Origin of the sequence: Aeromonas sp. MdU4 (assembly GCF_041929505.1) — a bacterium.
Classification (GTDB): Bacteria; Pseudomonadota; Gammaproteobacteria; order Enterobacterales; family Aeromonadaceae; genus Aeromonas.
This window is the reverse complement of record NZ_JBHFMW010000024.1, coordinates 312,658-338,724: the sequence shown is the minus strand read 5'-3', so window position 1 is coordinate 338,724 and position 26,067 is coordinate 312,658. Positions and strand designations below refer to the sequence as shown.

Annotated in this window: 21 protein-coding genes and 5 tRNA genes; 12 read left to right on the top strand and 14 right to left on the bottom strand. The window is 54.2% G+C overall.

What is annotated here, in order from left to right; genetic code table 11:
- Positions 1–181: 181 nt before the first annotated feature.
- The gene (locus ACE1BR_RS15095; RefSeq protein ID WP_374871616.1) at positions 182–2,404 is read left to right on the top strand and encodes a polysaccharide lyase family 8 super-sandwich domain-containing protein; all 2,223 of its coding nucleotides are present in this window, start codon (positions 182–184) and stop codon (positions 2,402–2,404) included.
- A gap of 300 nt (positions 2,405–2,704) precedes the next feature.
- Here the strand turns inward: ACE1BR_RS15095 and kup are convergent, their stop codons facing one another.
- The 5 genes from kup to ACE1BR_RS15070 all read right to left on the bottom strand — a co-directional run bounded on the left by kup (position 2,705) and on the right by ACE1BR_RS15070 (position 7,906).
- Entirely contained in the window at positions 2,705–4,573 is a 1,869-nt protein-coding gene (gene kup, locus ACE1BR_RS15090; protein ID WP_374871614.1) for a low affinity potassium transporter Kup, read from the bottom strand.
- Positions 4,574–5,168: 595 nt separating this feature from the next.
- The gene (locus ACE1BR_RS15085; protein ID WP_374871612.1) at positions 5,169–5,615 is read right to left on the bottom strand and encodes a GNAT family N-acetyltransferase; all 447 of its coding nucleotides are present in this window, start codon (positions 5,613–5,615) and stop codon (positions 5,169–5,171) included.
- A 58-nt stretch (positions 5,616–5,673) separates the two neighbouring features.
- Positions 5,674–6,579, bottom strand: a complete 906-nt coding sequence (locus tag ACE1BR_RS15080) for a hypothetical protein (protein ID WP_374871610.1) — start codon at positions 6,577–6,579, stop codon at positions 5,674–5,676.
- 172 nt (positions 6,580–6,751) lie between these two features.
- The gene (locus ACE1BR_RS15075) at positions 6,752–7,390 is read right to left on the bottom strand and encodes a DJ-1/PfpI family protein (RefSeq protein ID WP_374871608.1); all 639 of its coding nucleotides are present in this window, start codon (positions 7,388–7,390) and stop codon (positions 6,752–6,754) included.
- Positions 7,391–7,393: 3 nt separating this feature from the next.
- The gene (locus ACE1BR_RS15070) at positions 7,394–7,906 is read right to left on the bottom strand and encodes a GNAT family N-acetyltransferase (protein WP_374871606.1); all 513 of its coding nucleotides are present in this window, start codon (positions 7,904–7,906) and stop codon (positions 7,394–7,396) included.
- An 823-nt stretch (positions 7,907–8,729) separates the two neighbouring features.
- On the opposite strand from ACE1BR_RS15070, the gene ACE1BR_RS15065 reads away from it, so the two are divergent.
- The 6 genes from ACE1BR_RS15065 to fdhD all read left to right on the top strand — a co-directional run bounded on the left by ACE1BR_RS15065 (position 8,730) and on the right by fdhD (position 15,999).
- The gene (locus ACE1BR_RS15065) at positions 8,730–9,338 is read left to right on the top strand and encodes a 4Fe-4S dicluster domain-containing protein (protein WP_374871602.1); all 609 of its coding nucleotides are present in this window, start codon (positions 8,730–8,732) and stop codon (positions 9,336–9,338) included.
- 124 nt (positions 9,339–9,462) lie between these two features.
- Complete coding sequence (gene fdhF / locus ACE1BR_RS15060) at positions 9,463–11,607, top strand: formate dehydrogenase subunit alpha (protein ID WP_374871600.1); 2,145 nt, start codon at positions 9,463–9,465, stop codon at positions 11,605–11,607.
- 82 nt (positions 11,608–11,689) lie between these two features.
- Positions 11,690–12,124 carry a hypothetical protein gene (locus ACE1BR_RS15055; protein ID WP_374871598.1) on the top strand — a complete coding sequence of 145 codons (435 nt, stop codon included), beginning with the start codon at positions 11,690–11,692 and terminating at the stop codon, positions 12,122–12,124.
- A complete protein-coding gene (locus ACE1BR_RS15050; protein WP_374871596.1) occupies positions 12,121–12,534 on the top strand; it encodes a hypothetical protein in 414 nt (137 codons plus the stop codon). Before ACE1BR_RS15055 ends, ACE1BR_RS15050 begins: the two co-directional genes overlap by 4 nt.
- 490 nt (positions 12,535–13,024) lie before the next feature.
- Positions 13,025–15,157, top strand: a complete 2,133-nt coding sequence (locus ACE1BR_RS15045; protein ID WP_374871594.1) for a sigma 54-interacting transcriptional regulator — start codon at positions 13,025–13,027, stop codon at positions 15,155–15,157.
- On the top strand, positions 15,154–15,999 hold the full coding sequence (gene fdhD / locus ACE1BR_RS15040; RefSeq protein ID WP_374871592.1) for a formate dehydrogenase accessory sulfurtransferase FdhD: 846 nt from the start codon (positions 15,154–15,156) through the stop codon (positions 15,997–15,999). The genes ACE1BR_RS15045 and fdhD overlap by 4 nt, the downstream gene beginning before the upstream one ends.
- A gap of 109 nt (positions 16,000–16,108) precedes the next feature.
- On the opposite strand, the gene dsbB is transcribed toward fdhD, so the two are convergent.
- Positions 16,109–16,630: a disulfide bond formation protein DsbB gene (dsbB, locus tag ACE1BR_RS15035; protein ID WP_374871590.1), complete on the bottom strand. Its 522-nt coding sequence runs from the start codon at positions 16,628–16,630 to the stop codon at positions 16,109–16,111.
- Positions 16,631–16,726: 96 nt separating this feature from the next.
- On the bottom strand, positions 16,727–18,307 hold the full coding sequence (nhaB, locus tag ACE1BR_RS15030; RefSeq protein WP_374871589.1) for a sodium/proton antiporter NhaB: 1,581 nt from the start codon (positions 18,305–18,307) through the stop codon (positions 16,727–16,729).
- A gap of 324 nt (positions 18,308–18,631) precedes the next feature.
- Between nhaB and fadR the strand changes: the two genes are divergently transcribed.
- From fadR to ACE1BR_RS15005, 5 genes are all read left to right on the top strand, one after another.
- Positions 18,632–19,345, top strand: coding sequence for a fatty acid metabolism transcriptional regulator FadR (gene fadR, locus ACE1BR_RS15025; protein ID WP_374871587.1), 714 nt, complete (start codon positions 18,632–18,634; stop codon positions 19,343–19,345).
- Positions 19,346–19,609: 264 nt separating this feature from the next.
- Positions 19,610–19,750, top strand: coding sequence for a TIGR02808 family protein (locus tag ACE1BR_RS15020; protein WP_005336889.1), 141 nt, complete (start codon positions 19,610–19,612; stop codon positions 19,748–19,750).
- A gap of 189 nt (positions 19,751–19,939) precedes the next feature.
- Positions 19,940–20,497 carry a YaeQ family protein gene (locus ACE1BR_RS15015; RefSeq protein WP_374871584.1) on the top strand — a complete coding sequence of 186 codons (558 nt, stop codon included), beginning with the start codon at positions 19,940–19,942 and terminating at the stop codon, positions 20,495–20,497.
- Positions 20,498–20,509: 12 nt separating this feature from the next.
- Entirely contained in the window at positions 20,510–21,394 is an 885-nt protein-coding gene (locus tag ACE1BR_RS15010) for an AEC family transporter (protein WP_374871582.1), read from the top strand.
- 182 nt (positions 21,395–21,576) lie between these two features.
- Positions 21,577–23,412, top strand: a complete 1,836-nt coding sequence (locus ACE1BR_RS15005) for a sigma 54-interacting transcriptional regulator (RefSeq protein ID WP_374871580.1) — start codon at positions 21,577–21,579, stop codon at positions 23,410–23,412.
- 166 nt (positions 23,413–23,578) lie between these two features.
- Here ACE1BR_RS15005 and ACE1BR_RS15000 read toward each other — a convergent pair.
- From ACE1BR_RS15000 to ACE1BR_RS14970, 7 genes are all read right to left on the bottom strand, one after another.
- Positions 23,579–23,655 (bottom strand) — tRNA-Val (locus ACE1BR_RS15000).
- Between the two features lie 39 nt (positions 23,656–23,694).
- Positions 23,695–23,771 (bottom strand) — tRNA-Val (locus tag ACE1BR_RS14995).
- 109 nt (positions 23,772–23,880) lie between these two features.
- Positions 23,881–23,957: transfer RNA gene (locus ACE1BR_RS14990), tRNA-Val, on the bottom strand.
- 18 nt (positions 23,958–23,975) lie between these two features.
- A tRNA-Val gene (locus ACE1BR_RS14985) sits at positions 23,976–24,052 on the bottom strand.
- A gap of 13 nt (positions 24,053–24,065) precedes the next feature.
- A tRNA-Val gene (locus ACE1BR_RS14980) sits at positions 24,066–24,142 on the bottom strand.
- Between the two features lie 170 nt (positions 24,143–24,312).
- Positions 24,313–25,692 (bottom strand): MATE family efflux transporter, encoded by a 1,380-nt coding sequence (locus tag ACE1BR_RS14975; protein WP_374871578.1) that lies wholly within the window; start codon positions 25,690–25,692, stop codon positions 24,313–24,315.
- Positions 25,693–25,839: 147 nt separating this feature from the next.
- Entirely contained in the window at positions 25,840–26,046 is a 207-nt protein-coding gene (locus ACE1BR_RS14970) for a YaeP family protein (RefSeq protein ID WP_005345813.1), read from the bottom strand.
- Positions 26,047–26,067 lie beyond the last annotated feature (21 nt).

The window sequence follows — 26,067 nt, the reverse complement described above, 5'->3', positions numbered from 1 at the left end:
CAATATAGCTAGCTTAAAATAACGCGAGACTAACGACTCGTTGTTAAATACCACCCGTATTTTTTTGATGGGTTAGGTTTTAGTTTCAATAATAAAGTTTGATGTGTGTTCATTTATATGGCCATCATCTGATGGCCATTTCTATAGTTATTATTTTAATTAAAATAAGGATGGCTGTTAGATGACCAGCAGTTTAAGTAAATATTCTGTTTTGGCATTGATGTTAGGTGTTACCTCTTTGGCCGGTTGTACTAATGATGATGGCAGCACTAATTCAGAACAAAACATCATAACAGGTAATAATAAAAGTGCTGTGGATATGGCAACCAGTACTGAAAGTGAACCACTTCAGCCAAGTGATAGAGAAATTATTGACGGAATTGCCAGGCAGATTGCAGACCGGCTTGATGAAGTTCAGCCAGATTTTATAGATGCTATCAATGTCAAACCTTGGGTCACATCGGTATCAGATGGGGGGACATTCGATATAGAAAAAGGGCAGTGGACGGACTTGAGTTACATTGCAACCAATAATGCGATATTCCCGCCCAAGGATCATATCGATCGGTTACTTATGCTGGCCCGTTGCTATCAACAAAAAACTGGTTGTAGCGAAAGCTCAAATAAATCACTGCTTGCGGTTATGTCTGCAGGGATGAGTCATTTCGCTTCAGCTAATTATTCTAGTAAAAATTGGTGGTTTAATTACATCGGTTTACCGCAGAGTGTAGGTGAGTTATTAATTTATATTAAGGCCCGTACTATACCTGTTAACCCAGAGGCATACCAGGAGTTGGTCGCAGCACCATACTTGAATGAACGGTTCTATTTAGCGTATGGACGAGGTGCCAATGCAATAGATATCTCCTTCTCGAATTTATATAGTGGTATTGTACGTGATGACCCCGTTCGTCTAAAAAACTATACTCATTGGGCGCAAAGCGAGATTGCCCGTGAAGATGTGGGCATTAGTGCAGATAAATCATTTTTAGCACATGGTAACATGCTAAATACGAACTCTTATGGAACTGTATTGGTTAATCGAACTCTACAAGTAGAGAAGATTACCCGTGGGTATTTGCCCATGTCGGCAAGTAGCCAGCAGGCTCTTGAGAGTTTTATGGATCAAGGAATGTATCCAACATATAGAGGAAAATATAAAGACCATCTGACAACAGGAAGGGGTGGTCTCTCCAGAGAGAACGAATTGGGGCGGGGCTTTTTTACCGATACTCTGGAAAAGTTAAATCCTGAGAAGGCCGAGCATTATAAGTTAGTCAATCTGGTGACTAGCGGGCAGGCTAAGCCTGAGGAGATGCCATATCGGGAAGTTAAAGGTTACTGGAATGCAGACTATCTTTTGAAAAATGAAAAATATTTTCAGTATTCAGCCCTGACTCATTCCAGCCGGACGTTGCCAATTGAAGTCATCAATGAAGAGAACTTGCGAGGGGCATTAATTTCGATGGGCTCTCGGTCAGTCCGTCTATCTGGAGATGAGTATTATAATATTTTCCCGCTTTGGGACTGGTATAAAGTACCTGGCGCGACAGGTAGGGAAGGGCAAAGTTTACGTCCAGGTAGCAAGGTGGGTGATGCTTTTGCAGGGACAATGTCTGCTGACAATAATGCGATACTGGTCCACAGCCAGTCGAAAGATGGTTTGATTGTACACAAGTCTGATTTTGTATTCCGCGATGCTATTATTTCAATGGCATCAAATATTACTGCTGATAAATCAGGTCAGGTCACCTCTTCGATTGATCAGAGTTGGTATCGGGGAGCGATCGATATTGGATTGCAAAATGGCCAAAGTTTAAAAATTGATGCTGGTGACCACCAGTTCAATGGCCATGATCTGAGGTACGTACTACATAATCGTATTGCTTATATTCCGTTAGATGGCAGTAAGTATCACATTAGTGCTGATGAGCGGACCGGGAAATGGTCTGATGTGAACGTTTCTCAAAGTAATAAAGAGGTCTCTGGTCGCATATTCACGGCATGGATTGAGCATGGTGAATATCCAGCACAAGATACCTTTGCTTATGCTATCTATCCTAATGTAACAAAAGAGTCTATCGAGAAAATAGATCTGCAGCGTTTCCAAACTTATAATAAAGATGGTGTGCTAGCTGTTTATGATCATAAGGATGATGTGCTTCAGCTTGTACTGCGTGATGCTCATCAGTGGAGCGGAATGAGCTTTACCTTGGAGAGTGATAAGGCCGGTATGTATGTTGTGACTCAAGCTAGTACAAATCATCCGGTTATTCATTTTGCTGATCCGACGCAGAAGTTCGTAGAAGCTAATATCAGCTTCTATAACTCGAATGGCGGTGGGGCTGGAACAATCAAAGCGCCAAACTATCAGCTGACCAATGTGGTGTCATTAACACTGTAACTAGAGGTCTGTCTATTGAGCCCTGATAGCCTGCTATCGGGGCTTTTTATGAATAAATCAATTGGCGCATCATGCCGACAATAATTTATTTTTAGCACGGGATCTCAGCATGAAATATTGGTTGTGGTAGGTGCATCTATATAGTAACCCCGTAATCTGCTGCCATGCTTAATGTTGGTGAGCCTGCAAGTCATATTAATTATCTGTACTTGTCAGTTTCGCTAGTTATTTGCAGGACTAAAAGAGAATGAGAGAGGGAGGCCAATGCCTCCCTCTCTCTTGCTGGCATGCTTTATATCATCAGATATCCACTTGCGAGCCCAGTTCGACTACCCGATTGGGCGGGATTTCGAACTGATCCGGGGCGCGCAGGGCGTTGCGCTGCAGCAGCATAAAGAGCTTGCCGCGCAGGTAGAGGTACCAGGGGCGCTCCTTCATGATCAGCGACTCGTGGGCCATAAAGAACGAGGTCTCCATCATCCGGCAACTCAGTCCCTCGGTATTGCAGCGGTGGAAGATCTCCTCCACGTTGGGGGTCTCGCGCCAGCCGTAGCTCGCCACTACCCGCCAGAAGGTGGGGGAGAGCTGCTCGATGCAGACCCGGCGCACATTGTGGACGTAAGGCACATCTTCCACCCGCAGGGTGAGCAGGATGATCCGCTCGTGCAGCACCTTGTTGTGCTTGAGGTTGTGCAGGAGCGCATGAGGGATCACGTTGACCACCCGCGACATATAGACCGCAGTGCCGGCTACCCGGGTCGGCGGGGATTTTTCCAGTGACGCGATCATCGGCTCCAGCGAGTTGCCGTGCTCGTTCAGGCGGCGAATAAGCTGAAAACGCTCGCTCTTCCAGCTGGTCATCACGGTGAACATCACCGCACCCAGGGTGAGCGGCAGCCAGCCGCCGGACCAGATCTTGGCGAGGTTGGCCCCAAACAGTGGCACATCGACCGCCAGCAGCAGGGCGAACAGGGCGGCCACCAGATACTTGTTCCAGTGCCAGCTGTTCTTGGCTACCGAGCAGGAGAGGATCGAGGTGAGCACCATGGTGCCGGTGACGGCGATACCGTACGCCGCCGCCAGATTGCTGGAGTGCTCGAAACTCATGATCACAATCACCACCGAGAGATAGAGCATCCAGTTGATGACCGGAATATAGATCTGGCCGGACTCCTGCTCGGAGGTGTGGACGATGCGAATGGGTGAGAGATAACCGAGCCGCACCGCCTGCCGGGTGAGGGAGAAGACCCCGGAGATCACCGCCTGCGAGGCGATCACCGTCGCCATGGTTGCCAGCAACAGCAGCGGCAGCAGCGCCCATTTCGGCGCGAGCAGGAAGAAGGGGTTGGCAATGGCCGCCGGATTGTCGAGCAGCAGCGCCCCCTGGCCGAAGTAGTTGAGTACCAGGGAGGGCAGCACCACGATAAACCAGGCGAGGCGGATCGGGTTTTTGCCAAAGTGACCCATATCGGCGTAAAGCGCCTCCACCCCGGTGATGGCCAGCACCACGGCACCGAGGGCAAAGAAGGAGGCGCTCTGGTAGGTCATAAAGAAACGCACCGCCCAGATGGGGTTGAGCGCCCCCAGCACTTCGGGATTGTGGAGGATGCTGCGCAGCCCCAGCACCGCCAAGGTCAGAAACCAGGTCAGCATGATGGGGGCAAACAGCTTGCCCACCATGGCGGTGCCATGTTTCTGAATGGCAAACAGCAGGGTCAGCACCAGCACCGAGAGCGGCACGATATAAGGGTCCAGGGTCGGGGTCACCAGGCGCAACCCCTCGATAGCCGACATCACCGACATCGCCGGGGTGATCACCACCTCACCATAGAAGAAGCTGCCACCAATCAGGCCGAGGATGATCAGCAGCGGCGTCCAGCGGGTGGAGGCGTTACGGGTCGCCAGCGACATCAGGGTGAGAATGCCCCCTTCACCGGCGTTATCGGCCCGCATCACAAAGGAGAGGTACTTGACCGATACCACCAGCACCAGCAGCCAGAAGATCAGCGAGAGGAAACCGAGAATGGAGGCGGGTTCAACCCCGAACCCGAATTGACCTGACAGGCACTCGCGCAAGGTATAGAGCGGGCTGGTGCCGATATCGCCATAGACTACGCCAATCGCCGCCAGCATAACGCCGGACATGGCTTGTTGTTTATCACAGTTCATGAGTTCATCTTGTCAGTTTGATGTTTACACGTTTGCCAACGCACAGGTGCCCGACCTATCAGGAAAGTCGTGATATTTAATCGGGAGAGAATTAATGGATTGCGATGGGAAAGGGAGCTAACCGAATAGTGATCTGCTTGTCATGGAACACAGTCTGTTCATCTGTCATTAAGCTTATAATGACACACACTCTGTGGGATCATGCTCAGGTATAAATAATCAAAAGGACCTTTTTAGTAAGATTATTAATTATCCGGCGATTGAAATTAGCCGGTGCGATGTAGGCAACCATCTGTTTTCGCTGAGGTTCTCTATTGGTCACTATTTTTTATCGAAACGGCTGAAAAATAGACGATAAAATGCTGACCAATAAATGGATGCGCAGTGGGTAAAAAGGGATGAATAGGGGAGCGATAGAGTCTTTATTTGATGTGTGAGAGGGAAGGGAGTGTAAAGTGGCCGTCATAACAGCAGTCACTATCAAGTAAAAAAGAGAGGATATAAACACAGGGTGTAATGAACAATGTGCATTGCACCACTAATTAAATGCGCAAGAGCAGAGGTGCAATGCGCTGTGCTTATTGCACCCTACGGACTACGATTGCAGCAGGTTAACCATGCTAAGGTACGAAATCTGCTTGCCATGAGTATATTTTGAGCCTGCCCCTGTCACGTCGAAACCCAAGCGCTGATAACATGCAATCGCTCTCTCATTCTCTATTCTCACATTGAGTTTAATGAGACCCGCCCATTTGATGGTTTGCAACTCGTCGATGACGAGTTTGATCGCAGCCTGACCAATGCCCTTGCCGAACTGAGTCGGGGAAAATAACATTATGCCCAAGACAACCTCATTAATTGTTTCCGTTTTGTCCAGCCAGATCACCCCTGTGGCACTGTTCTCGACCAGGATGATTTTCCAGACCAAGGCATTGGTTACCATCTGTTCATAATTGTCACCATATGGCAAATAGCGAGACATAAATTGCTCGCTATGAATAGCTTGTGCGAAGTGATGGATGTCATCCAGATCGCGTCGCATGACGTTTCTGAGTGAGATCATGGTATCAACCTCATGTTAATTAAAGGATGACGGCGTTTCATTTTGCACATTGCCAAGTTTGATACGCGGCCACTCTGCTCAATGCAGCGGTATGTTCAGGGTATTGCTGCTGCAAGAAACAAAGGGCGTCTGCCAAGGTAATCTGGTGCAGATTAAAGTGGCTGTCAAAAACCAACGATCGTATTTGTTCAATAAATGCATCAGGGTCATGAGTGGTGGCGCACAGGCCCCACAATTGCAAATCCAGTTTATCCTCGGGATCTTCAGGGGGCGTGTTGGCTTGTACATTGAGATTACCCAACATGGCTTCATATTGCGCATCAGATAATGACGTTTTGCAGCGTACTATCCAGGCCAGGGTGATCAGGTTATGGCCAAAAAAGCCGGGCTGCTGCAAGCAGGCGTGCAATAGATCTTCCAGCATCACCGGGTGTGCGGTGGTGCTGGCCTCGCCACGTTCTCTGTCTTCTTCATTGGGGAAGGTCGCGGTGACAAACTCGGTGACCCGATTTAAAAAAGCAGGCTGCCACTCGGGGGGAAGGGTTGGGTAGAGTGTATTAAGCGCAAGCAAGATGGTGACATTATGGGATAGATATTCAGGCTTTCTGGCCGCCTTGGCGATATAGAATGCAAAGATATCGTTAAAGCCGCACTCGGCATGCCACTGGGAAAGCGCCTGATAGGCTGCGGGATAGATACCGCGCGCCAGAATCCGATGTCTGCGCACATTGGAAAAAGTGACATGCTGCACCTTATCGGTGAGTACCGTTGAAACCTGCAATCCATCCTTGGCAATCAATTTACCGGTTTGTTGCCACAAGGCTTCCGGTTGCCCAAGGTGCTTCGCAAGAAATTGAGCTGATAAATAGGCTTTCAGTGCATGTGGCTGATGAATAACCGCGCTGCTATGTACTGCTTGCTCCAGTAGTTCCCTAGATGTCATTGATCCTCCATGAATTTAGCGTTCTCCTTAAGGGGCTGGCAACGCATAACCAGCAAACACAACCATCGTAGGGTGCAATGAACGAAGTGAATTGCACCACTAACTTAATGCGTAAGAGCAGAGGTGCAATGCGCTGCGCTTATTGCACCCTACGGTATTGCACTGTAAAAGATCATGTTTTCTCCAAGGCTGTATTATCATTAATATTATTAATTTCTGCAGACTTAATGGTTGATGATATCAGCTGCTCAAAAATATCTAGCTGCCCTGCTGGTATTAACGGATTTTGAATCATCTTTCGCTTTTCAACATCGAATAGTCGCTCTGCGAGCCAACCTATTAAATACATCAACGAAAGGCAACCACCTGCAGTAGCGATATTGCCATTTACGACTAGAGGTAAATCTTGCACATCCCCCCCGAGCGCTTGTAAAGCAGTTTTTGCATCAGGGTGGGTAGTTAATTTTTTGTTTTTAAGTAACCCCAACTCATGAAGAATGAATGAGCCTGAACATATTGAGCCTATGAGCTGTTTGTTGGGGTCCAGTATTAACGAGGACATAAAGTCATGATTCTTGAGCGCTGCAGGAATGCCACGTTTACCGCTGGTGATAAGTATGGCATCTTGTTCACTAACCTCAGAAATATCACCATCAGTTTTTACTGAAATGCCAAGATTAGATTGGTGAAAGGGTTTTGTTCCTAAAATTTTTACTGTCCAGCTATCTGTTGTTCTACCAAGCAGATCGTACATCAAAAAGAAGTCTACATCGGTAAAATCATCAAATAGAATAATTCCAATTTTATACATGCATCACCTCAGAGTTGGTTGCGAGTAATGATTTATTGGCATTTGGTAGCGTGCTACATCGAAGCCAAACATTTCTTGTCTATCAAGGATCTCAAAACCGAACTGCTCATAGAAGTTTCTTAAACGTAATCTGCCTCCATGGCAGTCGCACCTTAACCACGTACATCCCCGATTTTTCCCAAGTGCCAATATTTTAGCTAGGGCCAATGTACCTAATCCTTTTGAGTTATGGTCATTACCCATGGCTAATTTATGAAAAAATAAACTACCTTGAGTAGACATCTCTTGCCAAAAGACATCGTGGTCGAAACTAATAAATACACAGCCTACAAAATCATTCTGATGTTGTAAGAGATAGAGACTTTCGAATGAGTATGAACTTTTCAGAGAGGATATATTTACTTGCTCATGTGTCCACAATGGGACTCCATTCTTTTGGCATCGTTCTACTGTCTGAGTCAGTAAGCTAGAGGCTACTTCCCAGTGTAGATCCTTTGACGCTTTAACCAATTCCATTTGTTCTCCAAAGAATACTAAAAAAATCCTATACGCCTATGCGATGAAAAATTCATTATTCGGCTATAAATTGACGCGCCTCGGTAGATACACATAGTTAAGCGTTGCATTTTATAGTCAATATTTCGTCCTGCACTCGTATCCTGAATGCCAGTTTGCTACCTGTCACCTGCCTCTTTGAGCGAAATGCGTTATGAAAACATCCCAACGGAGCTGGTTGCCAAGTGAGCCATAGTAACCGGAGGGATAAAAAACAGAAGGGGTAGGGGCTGAAAACCGGCTCTGGCTCAATAAATTGGTCAATATAGGGCGTATTTTTGTTCTGTTTTCCTTAATGATGTCTGGAAGACTCGATAGTAAAACCAAACAAAGGCCACTCTCAGAATCCCTCCGGTGGCTATGTTCGCACTCGGTATTGGCCCTTGCAGGGCACATTTGCACAGATTTTTTCCCTCCGAACGCGGGTTTACTCGCGGGTAAAGCACACCCGATCTGGCGCCGTTTATCCTACCGATAATCCGCTTGGGCAGGGGCGTGACAGCCGGTGTCGAGCTCGTCACTTTTGTCGTGTCGATCACAGTTCTGCGGGGCGAACGTCATCGTCACTGGCTCGAAAACTCCAGTTGTAAATTCAGATTACCCTTTTATTTTCAGTGCTTTGTGAACTTTATTTCGAACACTTCTGTTTTTGGTCTGATAAATGCTTTGTGGCTGTGCCGGCTGCATTGTCGGTGTGTGCGGGTGCGGTCCCTCGGGGTGATGGCACTCGGGCACGCCGGGCGATGCCAGTGCGGCAGTAACGAACCATTTAGGATCCCTCTCTATGAACAGCTTCGTGATTGCAGATCCCAGTCTTTGTATTGGGTGCCGTACCTGTGAGGTGGCCTGCGCCGTTTCACACCAGTCAACGTCCTGCACGGGTACCGTTGAGCGGGAGGGCGGCCTGCATCTTGCCATCGAGGATGGACATCTGGTCTCCAAGGACAGCTATTTCCAGCCGCGCCTGAAGGTGATCGTGGGCAGCAAGGTGACTACGCCGGTGCTCTGCCGCCAGTGTGAAGACAAGCCGTGCGCCATGGCCTGCCCCAACAATGCCATCGTCAGTGAGGATGGTTGCGTCAAGGTGCATCAGGAGCGCTGCATTGGCTGCAAATCCTGCGTGGTGGCCTGTCCTTACGGCGCCATGGCGGTGGTGGTGAAAGAGGTGGCCCCTGCGGCTGATTCGCTGTTCAAGCGGCCACAGACCAAGGCGCAAGCCTTGAAGTGCGATCTCTGCCGTCACCGTGAGGCGGGCCCGGCCTGTGTCGAGGTCTGCCCGACCCAGGCGCTGCGTTTGGTGACCCCTGAGTCGCTCGGCGATCTGAATCGCCAGAAGCAGCTGGCCAGTGCCGAGGCGATGGCGGTCTGCCAGCGCCAGCCGGTCTCTGCATAAGGCCATGGGGATGGCGTGCGCCGGACGGCCCTTGTTGGCCCGGGGCGCTGTCTCTCTGCGGTGTCTTGTGCAAGATTTTTTACCGTTAACTGCGTTTTTCCGTTAACAAACAAGAGTGTGAGTCATGAAAAAAGTCATTACCGTCTGCCCCTATTGCGGCACCGGTTGCAAAATCAACCTGCTGGTTGAAAACGACAAGGTGGTGGGTGCCGAAGGCGCCAACGGCCGGACCAACGAGGGGCAGCTCTGCCTCAAGGGCTATTACGGTTGGGATTTCCTCAACGACACCAACTTGCTGACCCCCCGTCTCAAGAGCCCGATGATCCGCCGCGAGCGCGGTGGCAAGCTCGAGTCTGTCTCCTGGGATGAGGCGATCGATTTTGCCAGCAGCCGTCTGGCTGCCATCAAGGCGAAATACGGTGCCGACGCTATCATGACCACCGGCTCGGCCCGTGGCCCGGGTAACGAAGCCAACTATGTGATGCAGAAATTTGCCCGCGCAGTGCTGGGGACGAACAACGTCGACCACTGCGCGAGGGTGTGACACGCACCCTCAGTCTCCGGTCTGGAGACAACTGTAGGCAACGGCGCCATGAGCAACGCCATTCCCGAAATTCAAGAGACCAAGTGCCTGCTGGTGTTTGGTTACAATGCTGCTGACTCTCACCCCATCGTCGCCCGCCATATCCTCAAGGCGAAGGCAAACGGGGCCAAGGTGATTGTGTGTGATCCCCGTATGGTGGAGACCGCCCGTATCGCCGATCAGTGGCTGCCGCTCAAAAACGGTTCCAACATGGCGCTGGTTAACGCTTTCGCCAACGTGTTGATCAACGAAGGGCTCTACAACAAGGCGTTCGTCGCCAACTACACCGAAGGGTTCGAGACCTTCAAGGCGACAGTGGCCAAGTACACCCCGGAATATGTCGAGGGGATCACTGGCCTCAAGGCTGCGGATATCCGCGCCGCCATTCGCACTTATGCCGAGTCGCCGGCTTCCATGATCCTTTGGGGTATGGGAGTGACTCAGTACGGTCAGGCGGTGGATGTGGTCAAGGGGCTGGCGGGTCTGGCGCTGCTGACCGGCAACTTCGGGCGTCGTGGCACCGGCTGCGGTCCGGTGCGCGGGCAGAACAACGTGCAGGGCACCTGCGACATGGGGATGCTGCCGCACCAGTTCCCGGGTTATCAGTCGGTCAGCGACCCCGAGATCAGTGCCAAGTTCGCCAAGGCGTGGGGCGTGGAGTCTCTGTCCCAGAAACCGGGCTACCGGCTGACCGAGCTTGGTCACAAGGTGGAGGAGGGCAAGTGCAAGGCGTTCTACATCTTTGGTGAAGATCCGGCCCAGACCGAAGCTGACTTGGGTCAGTTCCGCCGTACCCTGGCGGGGATGGATCTGGTGATCGTGCAGGATATCTTCATGACCCAGACTGCCGAGATGGCGGACGTCATTCTGCCCGCCACCAGTTGGGGCGAGCACGAGGGGGTTTACAGCTCGGCGGATCGCGGCTTCCAGCGCTTCTACAAGGCGGTCACGCCGCCACAGAACGTGAAACCGGACTGGGCGATCTTCTCGCTGATGGCGACCGCTATGGGTTATCCCATGGAGTACCAGAATACTCAGGAGATCTGGGACGAGATGCGCGCCCTTTGCCCGCTCTATACCGGGGTCAGCTATGACAAGATGGCCGATCTCAAGAGCGTGCAGTGGCCTTGCCCGACCGAGGATCACCCGGGCACCAGCACCTTGTTCGAGGGGAACGTGTTCACCACCCCGAGCGGCAAGGGTCAGCTGATCGCCTCCGAGTGGCGGCCGCCGCTGGAGCAGCCCTGTGCCGAGTATCCGCTGGTGCTCTCCACCGTACGCGAGGTAGGGCACTACTCTTGCCGCTCCATGACCGGCAACTGCTCGGCGCTGCAGACTCTGGCCGACGAGCCGGGCTATGTGCAGATCCACCCGAGCGATGCGCAGAAGCTGGGGGTGAAGGATCAGGCGCTGGTCTGGATCTCGTCGCGGCGCGGCAAGGTGATCACTCGGGCCAACTACAACGAGCGGGTCAACGCCGGGGTGGTCTACATGACCTACCAGTGGTGGATTGGGGCCTGTAACGAGCTCACCATCGAGCATGTCGATCCGGTCTCCTACACCCCCGAGTACAAGTACTGTGCGGTGAAGATTGAGCGTATTGAAGGTCAGGCTGAGGCGGAAGTGTACGTCCAGACTGAATACAGCGCGCTCAAGGCAAAATTGCGCAGCGCCGCCAAAGGGTAATCATCGTTAAATAAAGTGGATCCAGGCTCTGTTTACAGGGCCGGGATCCCCTCATCCTTTTTTCAGCTGGCAGGTGTCCACCATGAGCCGTGAATTAACTATCTCATTCGGGATTTTTTATGTTTCCGCCTATTTGTTGGCAATGTTGTTGGGGATGGGGTGTTACTTCTGGTACGACGAATTGATATTTCTGCTGGGCTTTGGTTTCTTCGGCTGTTTTATCGCCGCGCGCATCGCCATGGGCGCCGTGCTGGCGGCTCTGAGCGTGCAGTTGGCCTGGCTTGTGGCTTTTCTCTCCACCACGCTGGTGAATACGTTGCTGCTGGGCCTCTCCGCTTTGGTGGTCTATTTGACCCATCAGGCGGTGTCGGTAGACATATCACAAAATATCAGCTGGTTATTGGTGGTTTTTCAGCTGTTATCCGCTGGCTTTATTTTCGGTGGGCTCAAGTGCCATCCGGGCAATATTGGAAAATCAATTTTTGAACAAATGGGTAGAAAGGAGTCAAATATATGAAACGTATTGAAGAGCAAGCGCAGCTGCTGGATCTGGAGTATCAGGGGATCGCCCAGCTGTTTGACCAGTTTTGCCAGCGGGCGGGCACCCTCGCCAAGCAATACAAGTTCTTCAACTGGCCCGATTACGAGGATACCCCGCCACTGTGTCGGGCTTTCACCCTGTTGGGGGAGACGCGCGAGCTTAGACTCTCTTGTCAGCCCGGTGAGCGGGGAGAACTCAACGGTATCATCCAGATCGTCGATGCAAGCGGGCAGGTTCAGGCCAGCCAGGTTTATCGGGCCGATGGCCGTTTGCCGCAGGAAACGGGCCGGTTTCTCGATAATCCGCCCGAGCTGCTACTCAAATTGATGCTGGACGCCGTCTGGCAGCCCGGCCTGGCCGAAGGGCAACAGCTCATCGCCAATTGAGTGCCGCTGACACAATCCACGTGATGATACCGATATGCCCCCTGTTGCAGGGATGCCACGGGATCTCGTGAGCCAGAGAAGCTGGCATCGGGTTCGGGAGACTCAAGACCCGGACGCGGGCGAAGGATGGTGCATGCATGTCGGGATATCAGAGAGTTGGCTTGGTGCGGGCTTGCGATAACGCGTGACAACTCGTGACAAAAGCTTGCTGAAAAACGACAGCCCACTGGCGATAATGGCTCCGCGCTGAGTGGAGCGGCGGATTAACGTGTGTAAAAAGCTGACCCGGAGCCATGAGTCTACTTATTTGCCCCCATGGTTGTATTGAAAATAGGGCTACCTTATGATTCAACGCTCAGTGCAATGCCACTTCAATGACTATTGATTTTTATAATTAAACGTTAATGGACTACGTGTTTTATTGTGACATCTGACGGAGCTTCCCGTCCTTGCTGATGTTTTGCCTGCATAGCCGTAACGTGAGGCCAGAATGCTAAATGTGAGTGCCATTCCTCTGGACGAAATCTCCCCCATTTGGGACGACGGTTTCCTTTCCCTGTCCAAAACCCTGCTGTCGGCAGTCACCCTCGACGACTTTATAAAAAAACTGAACAAGATAGATGCCTGTTTCGGCGGCGTGACCCGGGTCAACCTGATCCTCAACATGGGTGCTGGCGAGGAGGCAATCTTCTACTTTATGGGGGAGCAGGGCCCCAAGCACCTGGTCTGCCGCAAGGCTGAACTGCATGTGTCGGCGCGTCCCGCCGTCGATACCCAGGCCGCCGCCATCATTCTCTCTGCCGCCCGCTTTGAGAATCATGCCCCCGCGCTGGCGGCGGAAGGGGTCTATGACGGGTTGCGATCATACTGCCAGCTGCCCATTACCACTGCTCGCAGTCACCTTGGCAGCGTTGAGTTTATCAACACCCAGCTCGACGATTTCACCATGGAGACCCTGGCCAAGCTGACCCAGCTGGCGGCCATCATCGCCATTGCGCTGGAAAACGTGCTCGACAAGGAGCGCACCCTGGAGCAGGCCAACTCCCTGCGCCTTGAACGCGACAGCTGCAAAATTCTGGTGGATGTGACCAATGCGGTGATCAAACTGGTGCGCATCGCCGAACTGCCCAAGAGCCTGTTTACCATCCTGCAGCACCACTTCGCCATCAGCAGCTTGTGTCTGGCCGAGTACAACGCCACCTCCGACAGCTTCAAGAGCTATCTGGTCAATCAGCACCAGAGCGACGAGCCGGGCATCATCGATCACTCCTGTTTCGAGAAGAAGTGCCTGCAAGGGGCCCTTGGCCACAGCGAGCCGTTTTTCGTCTATCGCGAGCACGGTAACGGCTGCGGCAATCGCTGCCGTTTTACCTCCCAGATCTTGCCGCCCGATGCCGAGAGCTCCTGCGTTTTGCCGCTGCGTTATCGCGGCAATTTACTGGGGGTGTTGATCCTCTCCCATCCCAATGCCGACTTCTTTGCCGATATCGACATCTCGCTGCTGGAGCAGGTGGCGGCGCGCACGGCGATTGCCATGAACAACGTGCAGGCACAGCAGGAGATCTCCAACACCAACGGGGCCAAAGAGAAGACCATCCGCATCAGCGATCCGCACCCGCAGGGGGAGTTCCCCCACATCATCTACCAGAGCGCGGTGATGGCGAACGTGCTGGAGAAGGTGCGGCTGGTGGCCGAGAGCGACAGTACCGTGCTGATCCTCGGCGAGACCGGCACCGGCAAGGAGCTGATTGCCCAGGCCATTCATCAATTCAGCATGCGTAGCGACCACGAGATGGTGAAGGTGAACTGCGCTGCCATTCCGACCGGTCTTATCGAGAGCGATCTGTTCGGCCACGAGAAGGGGGCCTTTACCGGCGCCCTGACCCAGCGCATCGGCCGTTTCGAGCGGGCCCACAAGGGCACCCTGTTCCTCGATGAGGTGGGGGACATGCCGCTCGATTTGCAGCCCAAACTGCTGCGTGTATTGCAGGAGCATGAGCTGGAGCGGGTGGGCAACAGCAACCCCATCGCGGTGGATGTACGACTGGTGGCGGCCACCAACTGCGATCTGCTCTCCATGGTCAAGAACAAGCGCTTTAGAAGCGACCTTTACTATCGCCTCAACGTCTTTCCCATCGAGCTGCCGCCTCTGCGCGAGCGGCGCGAAGATATTCCGCTGCTGGTCAACTTCTTCATCAAGAAGATCGCCAAGCGGATGCGCCGCACTATCACCTCGATCCCCGCCGATGCCATGAAGATGCTGGTGTCGCTGCCGTGGTACGGCAATATTCGCGAGCTGGAGAATGTCATCGAGCGGGCCGTGGTGATGACCCGCGGCCACGTGCTCAACCTCTCGCCGGACGAACTGATGCCGCTCAAGGGCTACCACAAGATTGAGACCCTGGTCTATGACGAGCCAGCCTCGCCGCTGTTTGTCGAGGAGGGGCAGCAGGATGAGCGCGAGGCGATCATCGCCGCCCTGCGCGACTGCAATGGCATCGTCGCCGGTGACAGGGGGGCCGCGGCACGCCTTGGCATGAAGCGCACCACGCTGCTCTCCAAGATGAAGCGGCTCGGCATCTCGGCCCGGGATCCCGAGATCATCGACGGGGTCGCACCATGAGGGGCGACACCATTCTGCTGGAGGAGCGTGGCGAGCAGAGTGAACTGGCTCGCTGCGCCGCCCATCGCGAGGTGGTGCACTACCGTGCCGATACGGTAACCAGCGACTGCGAGATGGAGTTGCCCTCCGAGACGCCGGTGGCGCTGGTCTACAACGGCATCGCCCACAGTGTGATGATGTGCTCGGCCTCCGATCTCGAGGATTTCGCCATCGGCTTCTCGCTCTCGGAAGGGATCATCGACAGCCTGCTCGATATCCACGACATCGAGCAGGTTGACGGCTGTCAGGGGATTGAGCTGCACATCACCCTCGCCAATCGCTGCGTCCATCGCCTCAAAGAGAAGCGGCGCACGATGGCGGGCCGCACCGGTTGCGGCATCTGTGGCAGCGAGAGTCTGGAGCAGGTGATCCGCACCCAGCCAGTGCTGCCCGACAGCCAGCGTCTGGCGGTGGGCCATATCGACAAGGTGCTGACCGCACTGCGCCCGCTCCAGCAACTGGGCCAGCGCACCGGAGCTACCCATGCCGCCGTGCATCTGGATGGTGCGGGCAACATTCTCGCCATTCGCGAAGATGTGGGGCGCCATATTGCGCTGGACAAGCTGGTGGGCCATCTGTGCCGCACGGGTCGCCGTGACGGTGCCATTCTGGTGACCAGTCGCGCCAGCTTCGAGATGGTGCAAAAGTGCGCCAGCGCCGGGGTCGAGATCTTGCTCGCCATCTCCGCCGCTACCGAGCTCGCGGTCGAGCGGGCCGAGCAGACCGGGCTGACGCTGGTGGGTTTTTGCCGCCCCGGGCGGGCCGAGATCTACAGCGGTTGTCAGCGTATCCTGCTTAAGTGACGGCATGGCTACGAGCCAACTTATCAGGCAAAGAGAGCAGACACATGAAATAACAAGGGGAGCCATATTGGCTCCCCTTGTTTTTTTATATGGTGATGAGCTGAGTGACTCAGTTGCAGCAGCGCCCTTTCACCAGATTGCCGATGGCCACGATGGTAAAGACCAGCAGATAGGCGGCGAAGATGACGACCAGCCATTGGGGCATGGAGTAACCGAAGAACTGCCAGGTTATCTCGGCACAATCACCTTCCGGCATAAAGAGCCAGGGAAGCCACTGATCGAGCGGGGCCCAGCTCGGGAAGTCGGCGAACGGACTGCAGACGTTGAACGGGGAAGGATTGACCTGATAGTCCACATGCTTGAGCGCCAGCTGGAAGCCGCGGAAGGCACTGTAGCCCCACAGCAACATGGCGCTCCAGCGGACATACCACTTCTCGGGAGCCACCATGCCGAGCAGACCGGCACTGAGTACCCCCAGAGTTGCCAGCCGTTCGTAAACGCACATCACGCAAGGGTGCAAGCCCAGCACATGCTGGAAGAAGAGGGCACACAGCTCAAGGAATAGCGCGGAGCTGGCGAGCAACCCCCAAGCCAGTCGATTGGCTGCCAAACGGCGGAGAAACGCGATCATCTCATTGATCTCACAGTAAAAACAGTGGCTGAATTAGAGCAGAGCAGGGCGGAAAAGAAAAGGGCCCAAGCGGGCCCTTGTGACGGTTTGTCGGGATCAGTGCAGAGCCGGTGCGACGCTAGCCGCCCCCTGCGAGAGCACCAGCCACCCTTGTTGATAGAACCACTGGGTGGTAGGGCCAAGCAGCATTTCTACGGCGAAGAAGCCGACCAGCCCCAATACCAGGGTGTAGGGCAGCGCCATCCAGACCATGCGACCATAAGAGAGGCGCAGCAGCGGTGCCAGCGCCGAGGTGAGCATGAACAGGAACGCGGCCTGACCGTTGGGGGTGGCGACTGACGGCAGGTTGGTGCCGGTGTTGATGGCGACGGCCAGCAGATCGAACTGTTCGCGGCTGATGGCGCCGTTGAGCAGGGCGGTCTTCACCTCGTTGATGTAGACGGTGCCGACGAAGACGTTGTCACTGACCATGGAGAGCAGACCGTTGGCCATGTAGAAAAGGGCCAACTGTTGTTCCGGTTCGGCAGAGAGTACCCACTGGATCACCGGCTTGAACAACTCCTGATCGATGATGACGGCGACCACACTGAAGAAGACCGCCAGCAGCGCGGTGAAGGGCAGTGCCTCTTCAAACGCTTTGCCCAGCGCATGTTCCTCGGTAATGCCGGTCAGCGAGGTGGCCAGTACAATGACCGAGAGCCCGATCAGACCGACGGCGGCCAGGTGTAGTGCGAGACCGATGATCAGCCAGATGGCGATCAGCGTCTGCACAATCAGCTTGGCTTTGTCTTGAGGTGTGCGTTTGGCCTCTTCATAGCGGTTGTACTCCTCCATGATGGCTCGCACGTTATCGGGGAGCAGGGCGCCGTAGCCAAACCAGCCGAAACGCTCGACCACTACACAGGTGAGCAGACCGCAGATAAAGACGGGGAGGGTCACCGGTGCCATGCGCACGGCAAACTCGGCAAAGTGCCAGCCAGCCTGCTCGCCGATAATGAGGTTCTGTGGCTCGCCGACCAGGGTGCAGACGCCGCCCAGCGCCGTGCCGATGGCTGCATGCATCATCAGGCTGCGCAGGAAGGCGCGAAAATCGTCGAGATCCTGGCGATTGAGTTCCGCGACCTCCTGATCATGACTGTGGTCATGGGGATTGCCAAACTCCTTGCCGGAAGAGACCTTGTGATAGATGGCATAGAAGCCGGTGGCGACGCTGATCACCACGGCAATGACCGTCAAGGCATCGAGAAACGCGGATAGAAAGGCAGAGACCAGACAGAAGGAGAGCGAGAGCAGGATCTTGGATCGCACCCCGATCAGCAGTTTGGTAAAGACAAACAGCAGCAACTGCTTCATGAAATAGATGCCTGCCACCATGAACACCAGCAACAGCAGTACTTCGATATTGGCAACCAGTTCATGTTTGACCTGATCGGTGGAGGTCATGCCGATCAGCACGGCTTCGATGGCCAGCAGACCGCCGGGTTGCAGGGGGTAGCACTTGAGTGCCATGGCCAGGGTGAAGATAAATTCCACGACCAGTAACCAGCCCGCAATGAAGGGATCAAGGTGGAAAGCGATCGGATTGATCACCAGAAACAGTAAAATGGCGCTTTTATACCACTGTGGCGCATTGCCCAAGAAGTTCTTGGCAAATGCCTGCCCTAGGCTTATTGGCATGATGATGGGTCTCAACTTTGTTGTTAGGATCTGCTTCTCTGCAGTTAAGGATGACTCGACCTGTATCTTCGGATTATCTGTCTGATCACTCGTGATTTTAATCAAAAAGCGCAATGATTATAAATAATAGCCGATGAATCTCTGTCTATGTGTCTGTTTTATAACCGCCTTGTCGGGGCTAGCTGGCTCCCCTGTGGTGATTAAATACAATTTAATAACACTATATTTGCTGGATGTGAGCAGAGGACTGACCTTATGCTTGCCAGCCATCATCGCTTTGATATCATTCGTCAGCCTTTTTACGCATTACAACAGAGTCAATTCATGGTTATAAAAGCGCAGAGCCCAGCAGGGTTTGCCGAGGAATACATTATCGAGTCCATCTGGAACAATCGCTTTCCTCCCGGATCTATTCTGCCCGCCGAGCGTGAATTGTCCGAGTTGATCGGGGTGACTCGGACCACGTTGCGCGAAGTATTGCAGCGACTGGCTCGTGACGGTTGGTTGACCATACAGCATGGCAAGCCAACCAAGGTGAACAATTTTTGGGAAACCTCCGGCCTCAACATTCTTGAAACCCTGGCGCGTCTGGATCAGGACAAGGTGCCGGATCTGGTAGCCCAGCTGCTCTCCGCCCGTACTCACATCTGCACCATCTTTATTCGCGGGGCGATCCGCCATAATCCGGAGCAGGCCGCCGAGATCCTGCGTGGCGCCGATGCGGTTGAGAATAACGCACAAGCCTATGCCGAGTTCGATTATCGGCTGCACCACCAGCTGGCATTTGCTTCTGGCAACCCGATCTATGCCTTGATCCTCAATGGGTTCAAAGGGTTGTACAGCCGGGTCGGGAGCTATTACTTCTCCGACAAGCAGGCGCGCGAGACGGCGGATGCCTATTACAAGACTTTGCTCAATCTGGCCGAGCGCAAGGATCACGAAGCCGTGTTTATGACGGTTCGCCAGTACGGTATCGAGTCCGGCAAGCTGTGGACCCGCCTGCGCCAGGATATGCCAAGCGATCTGTGTGACAATTGATCTCTGATCATCTCAGGACAAAAACGCGCCACCCGGCGCGTTTTTTATATGCACATGTTGCAAGCCATGCGGGCGTAGTTATGGGTAATTGTTTGAACTGCATGGATATTTGGCCAAAAAGCTTGATCCAGCGCAAATGAACCCTGCATTTATCACTTTGGTGGCATAGGACCCAACTCCTGATTAAGGTCAAATGGTGACATCAAGAGCGGAGCCTACATCCGCCAGAAGGAACACCTCTTTCACCGGATGAAGGACATAACAATGAGTCTTCTTGAACACACCATCTGGACAGTACTGGGATACGGGGCCATGCCCTTTATCTTTCTGAGCGGGTTTGTCGCCGTGGCAGTGACCTGCTGCCTGTTGCTCAACGCGTTCGGAGTACAATCCGCCGAGAAGTGAGTCGCTTCTCCATGCCGTCAAATGCCAGTCTTCGGACTGGCATTTGTTTTTTGTGTCTTTTAAAGCACTTATCCCGGCAGGGAAGGGGAAAACTTTGGTCAGAGTGGTCGAACCGGTCGCCGATTTTGATTACACTGGCGCCCTTATTTTTCAACTCACCCTTCTTTTGTTCGGTGTTCAAGGTTCTCTATGGCTCTCAAGGCAACCGTATTCAAGGCCCAGATCAGTTTGTCCGATATGGATCGCAATCTGTATCAGGATTTTTCCCTCACCTTGGCCCGTCATCCTTCTGAAACCGATGAACGGATGATGATCCGGCTGGCGGCTTTTGCCTGGCATGCTGCCGAGCGGCTGGAGTTTACCAAGGGGCTCAGCGCAGATGATGAGCCTGAACTCTGGTGCAAGAACTATTCGGACGAGATCGAACTCTGGATCGAGCTGGGCCAGCCTGACGAGAAGCGGCTGAAAAAGGCCTGCAACCGTGCCCGCAAGGTGGTGCTTTATCTCTACGGTGGTCGTGGCACCAGCGTCTGGTGGAAGCAGAACCAGGGCAAGCTGAGTCAGCATGACAACCTCAGTATCATCGAGCTCTCAGATAGCCAGACTCTGCCACTCACCGCAATGGTCGAGCGGACCATGCATCTCACCTGCACCGTCTCCGATGGTCAGTTGTGGGTCAGCAACGGCACACAGGAGGTGACGCTGGATCCGGTCGTGCTGATGGGCAAACCGGCCCGCGAACTGTAACGGATTTCGCCCATGCTCAGTGCACTGCTCAATATTGTCATTCCGGTGTTCGGGGTGGTGGGGCTCGGCGCTCTATATGGGAGCCTGCGACCCGGCGCTGCCCTTGGTTACGTCAATCTGGCCAATATCGAGCTGTTTACTCCGGCGCTGGTTTTCTCCGCACTGGTCAAGTATCCGCTGGCACTGGGGGAGCATCTGCCGCTGATTGCGGCAGGGGCGCTGGTTATCCTGCTACCCGGTCTGCTGCTTGCCATGCTCAGGCTCAGGGACATTGAGCGGGCGGCGCTGATCCTGCCCGCCATGTTCAGAAATACCGGTAACCTCGGTATCCCCTTGATGGTGCTGGCCTTTGGCGAGCAGCAACTGGGGGCCATCGTGATCCTTTTTGTGCTCTCCAATCTGCTGCACTTCTCGGTCGGCATGTTTATCCTCTCGGCCAACACTTCCCGCTGGCTCTGGCTACGCAGCCCGGTGCTTTGGGCCGCGCTGGCTGGTTTGCTGGTGGCCAACCTGCAGATCGTGTTGCCGGAGTATCTGGTCACCACGGCTTCATTGCTGGGCCAGATCTCGGTGCCGCTAATGCTGTTTGCGCTGGGGATTCGCTTGATGGAAGGGGAACTCGATCACCTTGGCCTCGCGCTTAAGTGCAATCTGCTTTATCTGCTGGCGGGTGGGTTGTCGCTGTTGCTGGCGATCTGGCTGCTACCGCTCAAGGCAGAGTGGATCCCGCTGCTGATGTTGTCGGTCTCTCTGCCGCCAGCGGTGTTGAATTACATGCTCTGCGAGCAGTACCACTGTCAGCCGGACAAGGTGGCCAGTATCGTGCTCGGCGGCAATGCCCTGTCGGTGCTGGTGATCCCGCTGGCGGTCTGGTTGGCGCTCCATCTACCCGGTTAAACAAAATCCTGCTCTGTATATTGTAAAATCTCTCGAATTTTCAACTGCTTTGTTAATCAGCAGATGATGCTGCTCATTTTCTCTTTTCGTGATCCCCCCCGAAGTAGTGCGGCCTGATATCCCTTAGTATCTGGCCAGCATGAATCCCTTTAGGGGGAGCACAATAATAAAGGAAATGATGGATGAGATCCGTGAGTAACCAATGTCTGTTGATGCAGATCCAGCCAACCATCTTGCGTTTTGCCAAGATGCTGGCGAGTGTGCTGCAACTTGAAGTCGAGATTGTAGATGCCGATATGGTACGGGTGGCAGGCACCGGGCCTTACGGCAAGTTCTTCGGACGACAGCTGGAGGGGGATTCCCGCCTGCTGCGCTATGTGATTGATAATCAGCGGGAGAAGATCGTTACCCACACCAGCGATGATCCTGTCTGTGATGGGTGTACCTGCAAGGATAGCTGTCGGGAACGGGCTTTCCTCGGGGTGCCCATCATGGTGGATGAGCGCTGTATCGGGGTGATCAGTCTGGTGGCGTTCAATACCGAGCAGCAGGCCCGCCTTAACAACAATTTGCAGGATGTGTGCGACTATGTGCGCCACATCTCGACCATCTTCGTGGCCAAGCTGCTCGACTCACGCGGGTTGTCAGATGGCGTGAACAAGGTGTTCCTCAACCTGATGACTCACATGGATCAGGGCTGTCTGCTGCTCGATGACAAGAGTCAGGTGCTTTATGCCAATGAGGCGGCGCTCAATCATCTGGGCTGCCAGCAGGAACAACTGCAGGGTCGCGAGGTGGGGATCCGCCCGCTCACGTTCTCCCAGCATGGGCTGAGTGGCCATCTGCAGCACATCATTACGCTGGAGGATCGTCAGGAGCTGATCATCGGCCAGCTCCACCATGTGCAAGGGCAGCAGCTGTTCCTGATGGCGTTTCATCAATCCCACTCCGGGCTGGTTCAGGAGCCGGATCCGGATGACCGGATTGAACTGCTGATCGGCGATAGTAAACCGATGCGTACTCTCAAACGGCTGTTGCACCGGATTGCGCAGAGTCCTTCCAGTGTCCTGATCTGTGGCGAGAGCGGTACCGGTAAAGAGGTGGTAGCCCGCGCCGTTCACCGGCTCAGCCCTCGCAATGACAAGCCCTTTATCGCCATCAACTGTGCCGCCATCCCTGAACAGCTGCTTGAGAGCGAGTTGTTTGGTTATGTGAAAGGATCATTCACCGGCGCTTCCAGTGGCGGCAAGCAGGGTCTTATTCAGGCGGCGCATCAGGGCACCCTGTTTCTCGACGAGATCGGCGATATGCCGCTCACCATGCAGGCCAAACTGCTGCGAGTGCTGGAACTGCGGGAAGTGACTCCCATCGGTGCCAGTCGGCCGGTGCCGGTGGATATCCGCATCATCGCAGCAACCCATCAGCATCTTGATAAATACATCGCCGAAGGGAAGTTTCGCGAAGATCTCTTCTATCGTATCAACGTCATCCCGCTCAACCTGCCGCCGCTGCGCGAGCGGGAAGGGGACGTGGAGCTGCTCACTCACTACTTCCTTAACCTCCACACCAGCCGGATTGGCATCGTCTATCCCGGGTTGGCTCCCGAGGTGATGGCGTTGCTCAAAGGGTATCGCTGGCCGGGCAACGTGCGTGAACTGAGCAATCTCATCGAGTATCTGGTCAACGTCAGCCAGGCGGGTGAGGTGATCGACGCCAGTCTGCTGCCCCCCAATATTATCCGCAATCAGGAGTCCTATCCGGCGGCTGCCCACGCTATCCCGGTGACCAATCTGGATGCGGCGTTCAATGTACCTGTGGCTGGACCGGCGGCAGTGATGCCTGACAAGCTGCTGGAGCATGCGCCGGGCGAGAGCGGCCTTGAAAGCATGGAGAAGCAGATGATCGAAGAGACGCTGCAGCGGCTTGGCAACAAGAAACTGGCCGCGCAGGCACTGGGAATTGGCATTGCCACCCTCTATCGCAAGATAAAGAAGTACGATATCGCCGTGCATGCTTGATGGTGTGGCGGTGTGTGTATCTGGCCCGTGTCGTTCAGATAATGACACGGGCTTTTTGCTGGCAATGTGCTTGTGCAGTGAAGGGAAGTGCTCGAGAGGGTCGCTCGCCATGTAACTGGCAACCTGAAATGCAAAAAGCCCGCTCGATGAGCGGGCTTTTCAAATTTGGTGCGTCCTAGTGGATTCGAACCACCGACCCCCACCATGTCAAGGTGATGCTCTAACCAGCTGAGCTAAGGACGCAAGGTGCGCAGTGCGACTTTTACTTCTTTTGCAGGAAAGTGGTGGGTTTAATTGGATTCGAACCAACGACCCCTACCATGTCAAGGTAGTGCTCTAACCAACTGAGCTATAAACCCACATCTGTATTCAACCGGATTCGAACCAACGACATCGCCTACGCCATGTCAAAGTACTGTTCTAACCAGCTGTGCTATAAACCCACATCTGCATTTCTTTCAAACTGAATGGTGCGTCCTAGTGGATTCGAACCACCGACCCCCACCATGTCAAGGTGATGCTCTAACCAGCTGAGCTAAGGACGCATAATCAGTGTTCTGTAATGGTGCGTCCTAGTGGATTCGAACCACCGACCCCCACCATGTCAAGGTGGTGCTCTAACCAGCTGAGCTAAGGACGCATCACAGAAAAAGTGGTGGGTTTAATTGGATTCGAACCAACGACCCCTACCATGTCAAGGTAGTGCTCTAACCAACTGAGCTATAAACCCACTTTCTCTTACTTCACTACGCCAGCATTGCTGGCGTGGTCGGCATACTACCCATGCCCCCCAAAGCTGTCAACAGGCCATATGCACAAAGGAGACTGTTTGCCCAGTTCTTGCGCAGCCTGTTGATTTTGCAGGCGAGTTGTCCCTTCCCGAGCCCCTGTTTGCGGCGTTTATTGTGCCCGTGACAATGTGGTACATGCCTGTGGTGTTGCAAAGCGGCCATAGATGTAGCGCAATCTTGCCCCCAGCATCAGGGCGGCACTGGTCAGGCCAACGATAAAGCCAATCCAGAAGCCCTGTGGGCCCATCCGCGGCACCAGCCAGTCGGTAAGACCCAGGATCATGCCGGTCGGCAGTCCGAGTCCCCAGTAGGCGACGATAGTGACGTAAAAAATTGCCTGGGTATCCTTGTAGCCCCGCAGCGCGGCGGCCGCAACCACCTGCACCGAATCGGAGATTTGGTACACGGCGGCGAAGAACAGCAAGGTTGCGGCCAGGCCGATCACTTGCAGGTCATCGGTATAGATGTTGGCGATATGCTCCCGCAGCAGCACGGTCACCGTGGCGGTGAGTGCTGCGACGCTCATACCCAGCAGCAGACCGGTGCGGGCTGCGACCCGGGCGTGATGGGGTTGGCCTTCGCCAATACTGTGACCGACCCGGATGGTGACACCTACCCCGATGGAGAGCGGTAGCATAAACACCAGACTGGAGAAGTTCAGCGCAATCTGGTGGCTGGCTACCGTCTCGGCCCCGAAGGGCGCCAGCATCAGGGCCACCACAGTGAACAGGGTCACCTCGCAGAAGATGGCCATGGCGATGGGGAAGCCTAAGCGAAACAGGCGCCAGATCCGGCTGCCGTTGGGGCTCGCCAGTTGGGAGAAGAGGCGGATCTCGGTGAAGTGACGGGAGATCTTCACATAGAGGATCATCGCCAGCAGCATGGCCCACAGCACGATGGCGGTGGCCACGCCACAACCCACACCGCCCAGCTTGGGCATGCCGAAGTGGCCGTGAATGAAGATGTAGTTGGCAGGAATATTGACCGCTAGTCCGACGAAGCCGATCACCATGGTGGGCATGGTGTGGGAGAGCCCCTCACTGAAGTTGCGCAGCACCTGGAACATCACAAAGGCAGGCAGACCCCAGAGAATGGCGTGCAGGTAGCCGGTGGTTTTGGCTGCCATCACCGGCTCTACATCCATGTACTGCAGCGCGAGTGGACTGAAATAGAGTGCCACCATTGCGATAGGGGTGACGATCAATGCCAGCCAGAATCCTTGATGGACCGCCGGGCGGATCTCATCCCGTTTGCGGGCGCCGTTGAGCTGGGAGACGATGGGGGTCAGTGCCATGCAGATGCCCTGCACCAGCAGGATCACCGGTAGCCAGAAGCTGGTGGCCACCGAAACGGCGGCCAGATCGACCGCACTTACCTGACCCGCCATTACGGTATCGACGAAGTTCATGGCGACCTGAGCCACCTGAGCGACCAGAATGGGGCTGGCTAGACGAACGAGCTGCCTCGCCTCGGACCAATAACGTTGCACTGACACCTCCGAGTGGATCAGATAGATAGAGAAAGAGCGGAAATCGGGAAGAGCCTTTGCACTTTCGGGCGAAAGTGCAAAGGGTGGGGGAAGCATTCTAGCCTGAAATTCATCCAGGACGAAATAGTTGCCGACCCGGGGGCAGGATCAGGCGTCTTCGTGATCGCTGATCAGCAGGTTGGCGGCGGCATAGGCGGCCTGTTCGCGCAGTTCGGCGGGCACCCGCTCATCGGCGGCGACGGCGTTGAGGGCGCGGATGGTGGCTGCGATGGCGTTTGGCACATAGCCCTGTTCGCCGGAGCCAATCTGGTTATAGGCGATACGAATGGCTTCACAACATTGATATACCTGCATTTCTTCTTTTCCTTGTTAACC

Coding starts and splice junctions, on each gene's coding strand:
- fdhD (WP_374871592.1), top strand. CDS start 15,154: ATGAGGGGCGACACCATTCTGCTGGAGGAGCGTGGCGAGCAGAGTGAA.
- ACE1BR_RS14970 (WP_005345813.1), bottom strand. CDS start 26,046: ATGCAGGTATATCAATGTTGTGAAGCCATTCGTATCGCCTATAACCAG.
- dsbB (WP_374871590.1), bottom strand. CDS start 16,630: ATGATCGCGTTTCTCCGCCGTTTGGCAGCCAATCGACTGGCTTGGGGG.
- ACE1BR_RS15045 (WP_374871594.1), top strand. CDS start 13,025: ATGCTAAATGTGAGTGCCATTCCTCTGGACGAAATCTCCCCCATTTGG.
- ACE1BR_RS15075 (WP_374871608.1), bottom strand. CDS start 7,390: ATGTATAAAATTGGAATTATTCTATTTGATGATTTTACCGATGTAGAC.
- ACE1BR_RS15015 (WP_374871584.1), top strand. CDS start 19,940: ATGGCTCTCAAGGCAACCGTATTCAAGGCCCAGATCAGTTTGTCCGAT.
- nhaB (WP_374871589.1), bottom strand. CDS start 18,307: ATGCCAATAAGCCTAGGGCAGGCATTTGCCAAGAACTTCTTGGGCAAT.
- kup (WP_374871614.1), bottom strand. CDS start 4,573: ATGAACTGTGATAAACAACAAGCCATGTCCGGCGTTATGCTGGCGGCG.
- ACE1BR_RS15020 (WP_005336889.1), top strand. CDS start 19,610: ATGAGTCTTCTTGAACACACCATCTGGACAGTACTGGGATACGGGGCC.
- ACE1BR_RS15085 (WP_374871612.1), bottom strand. CDS start 5,615: ATGCGACGCGATCTGGATGACATCCATCACTTCGCACAAGCTATTCAT.
- ACE1BR_RS15010 (WP_374871582.1), top strand. CDS start 20,510: ATGCTCAGTGCACTGCTCAATATTGTCATTCCGGTGTTCGGGGTGGTG.
- ACE1BR_RS15070 (WP_374871606.1), bottom strand. CDS start 7,906: ATGGAATTGGTTAAAGCGTCAAAGGATCTACACTGGGAAGTAGCCTCT.
- ACE1BR_RS15095 (WP_374871616.1), top strand. CDS start 182: ATGACCAGCAGTTTAAGTAAATATTCTGTTTTGGCATTGATGTTAGGT.
- ACE1BR_RS15050 (WP_374871596.1), top strand. CDS start 12,121: ATGAAACGTATTGAAGAGCAAGCGCAGCTGCTGGATCTGGAGTATCAG.
- ACE1BR_RS15065 (WP_374871602.1), top strand. CDS start 8,730: ATGAACAGCTTCGTGATTGCAGATCCCAGTCTTTGTATTGGGTGCCGT.
- ACE1BR_RS15005 (WP_374871580.1), top strand. CDS start 21,577: ATGAGATCCGTGAGTAACCAATGTCTGTTGATGCAGATCCAGCCAACC.
- ACE1BR_RS15055 (WP_374871598.1), top strand. CDS start 11,690: ATGAGCCGTGAATTAACTATCTCATTCGGGATTTTTTATGTTTCCGCC.
- ACE1BR_RS15080 (WP_374871610.1), bottom strand. CDS start 6,579: ATGACATCTAGGGAACTACTGGAGCAAGCAGTACATAGCAGCGCGGTT.
- fadR (WP_374871587.1), top strand. CDS start 18,632: ATGGTTATAAAAGCGCAGAGCCCAGCAGGGTTTGCCGAGGAATACATT.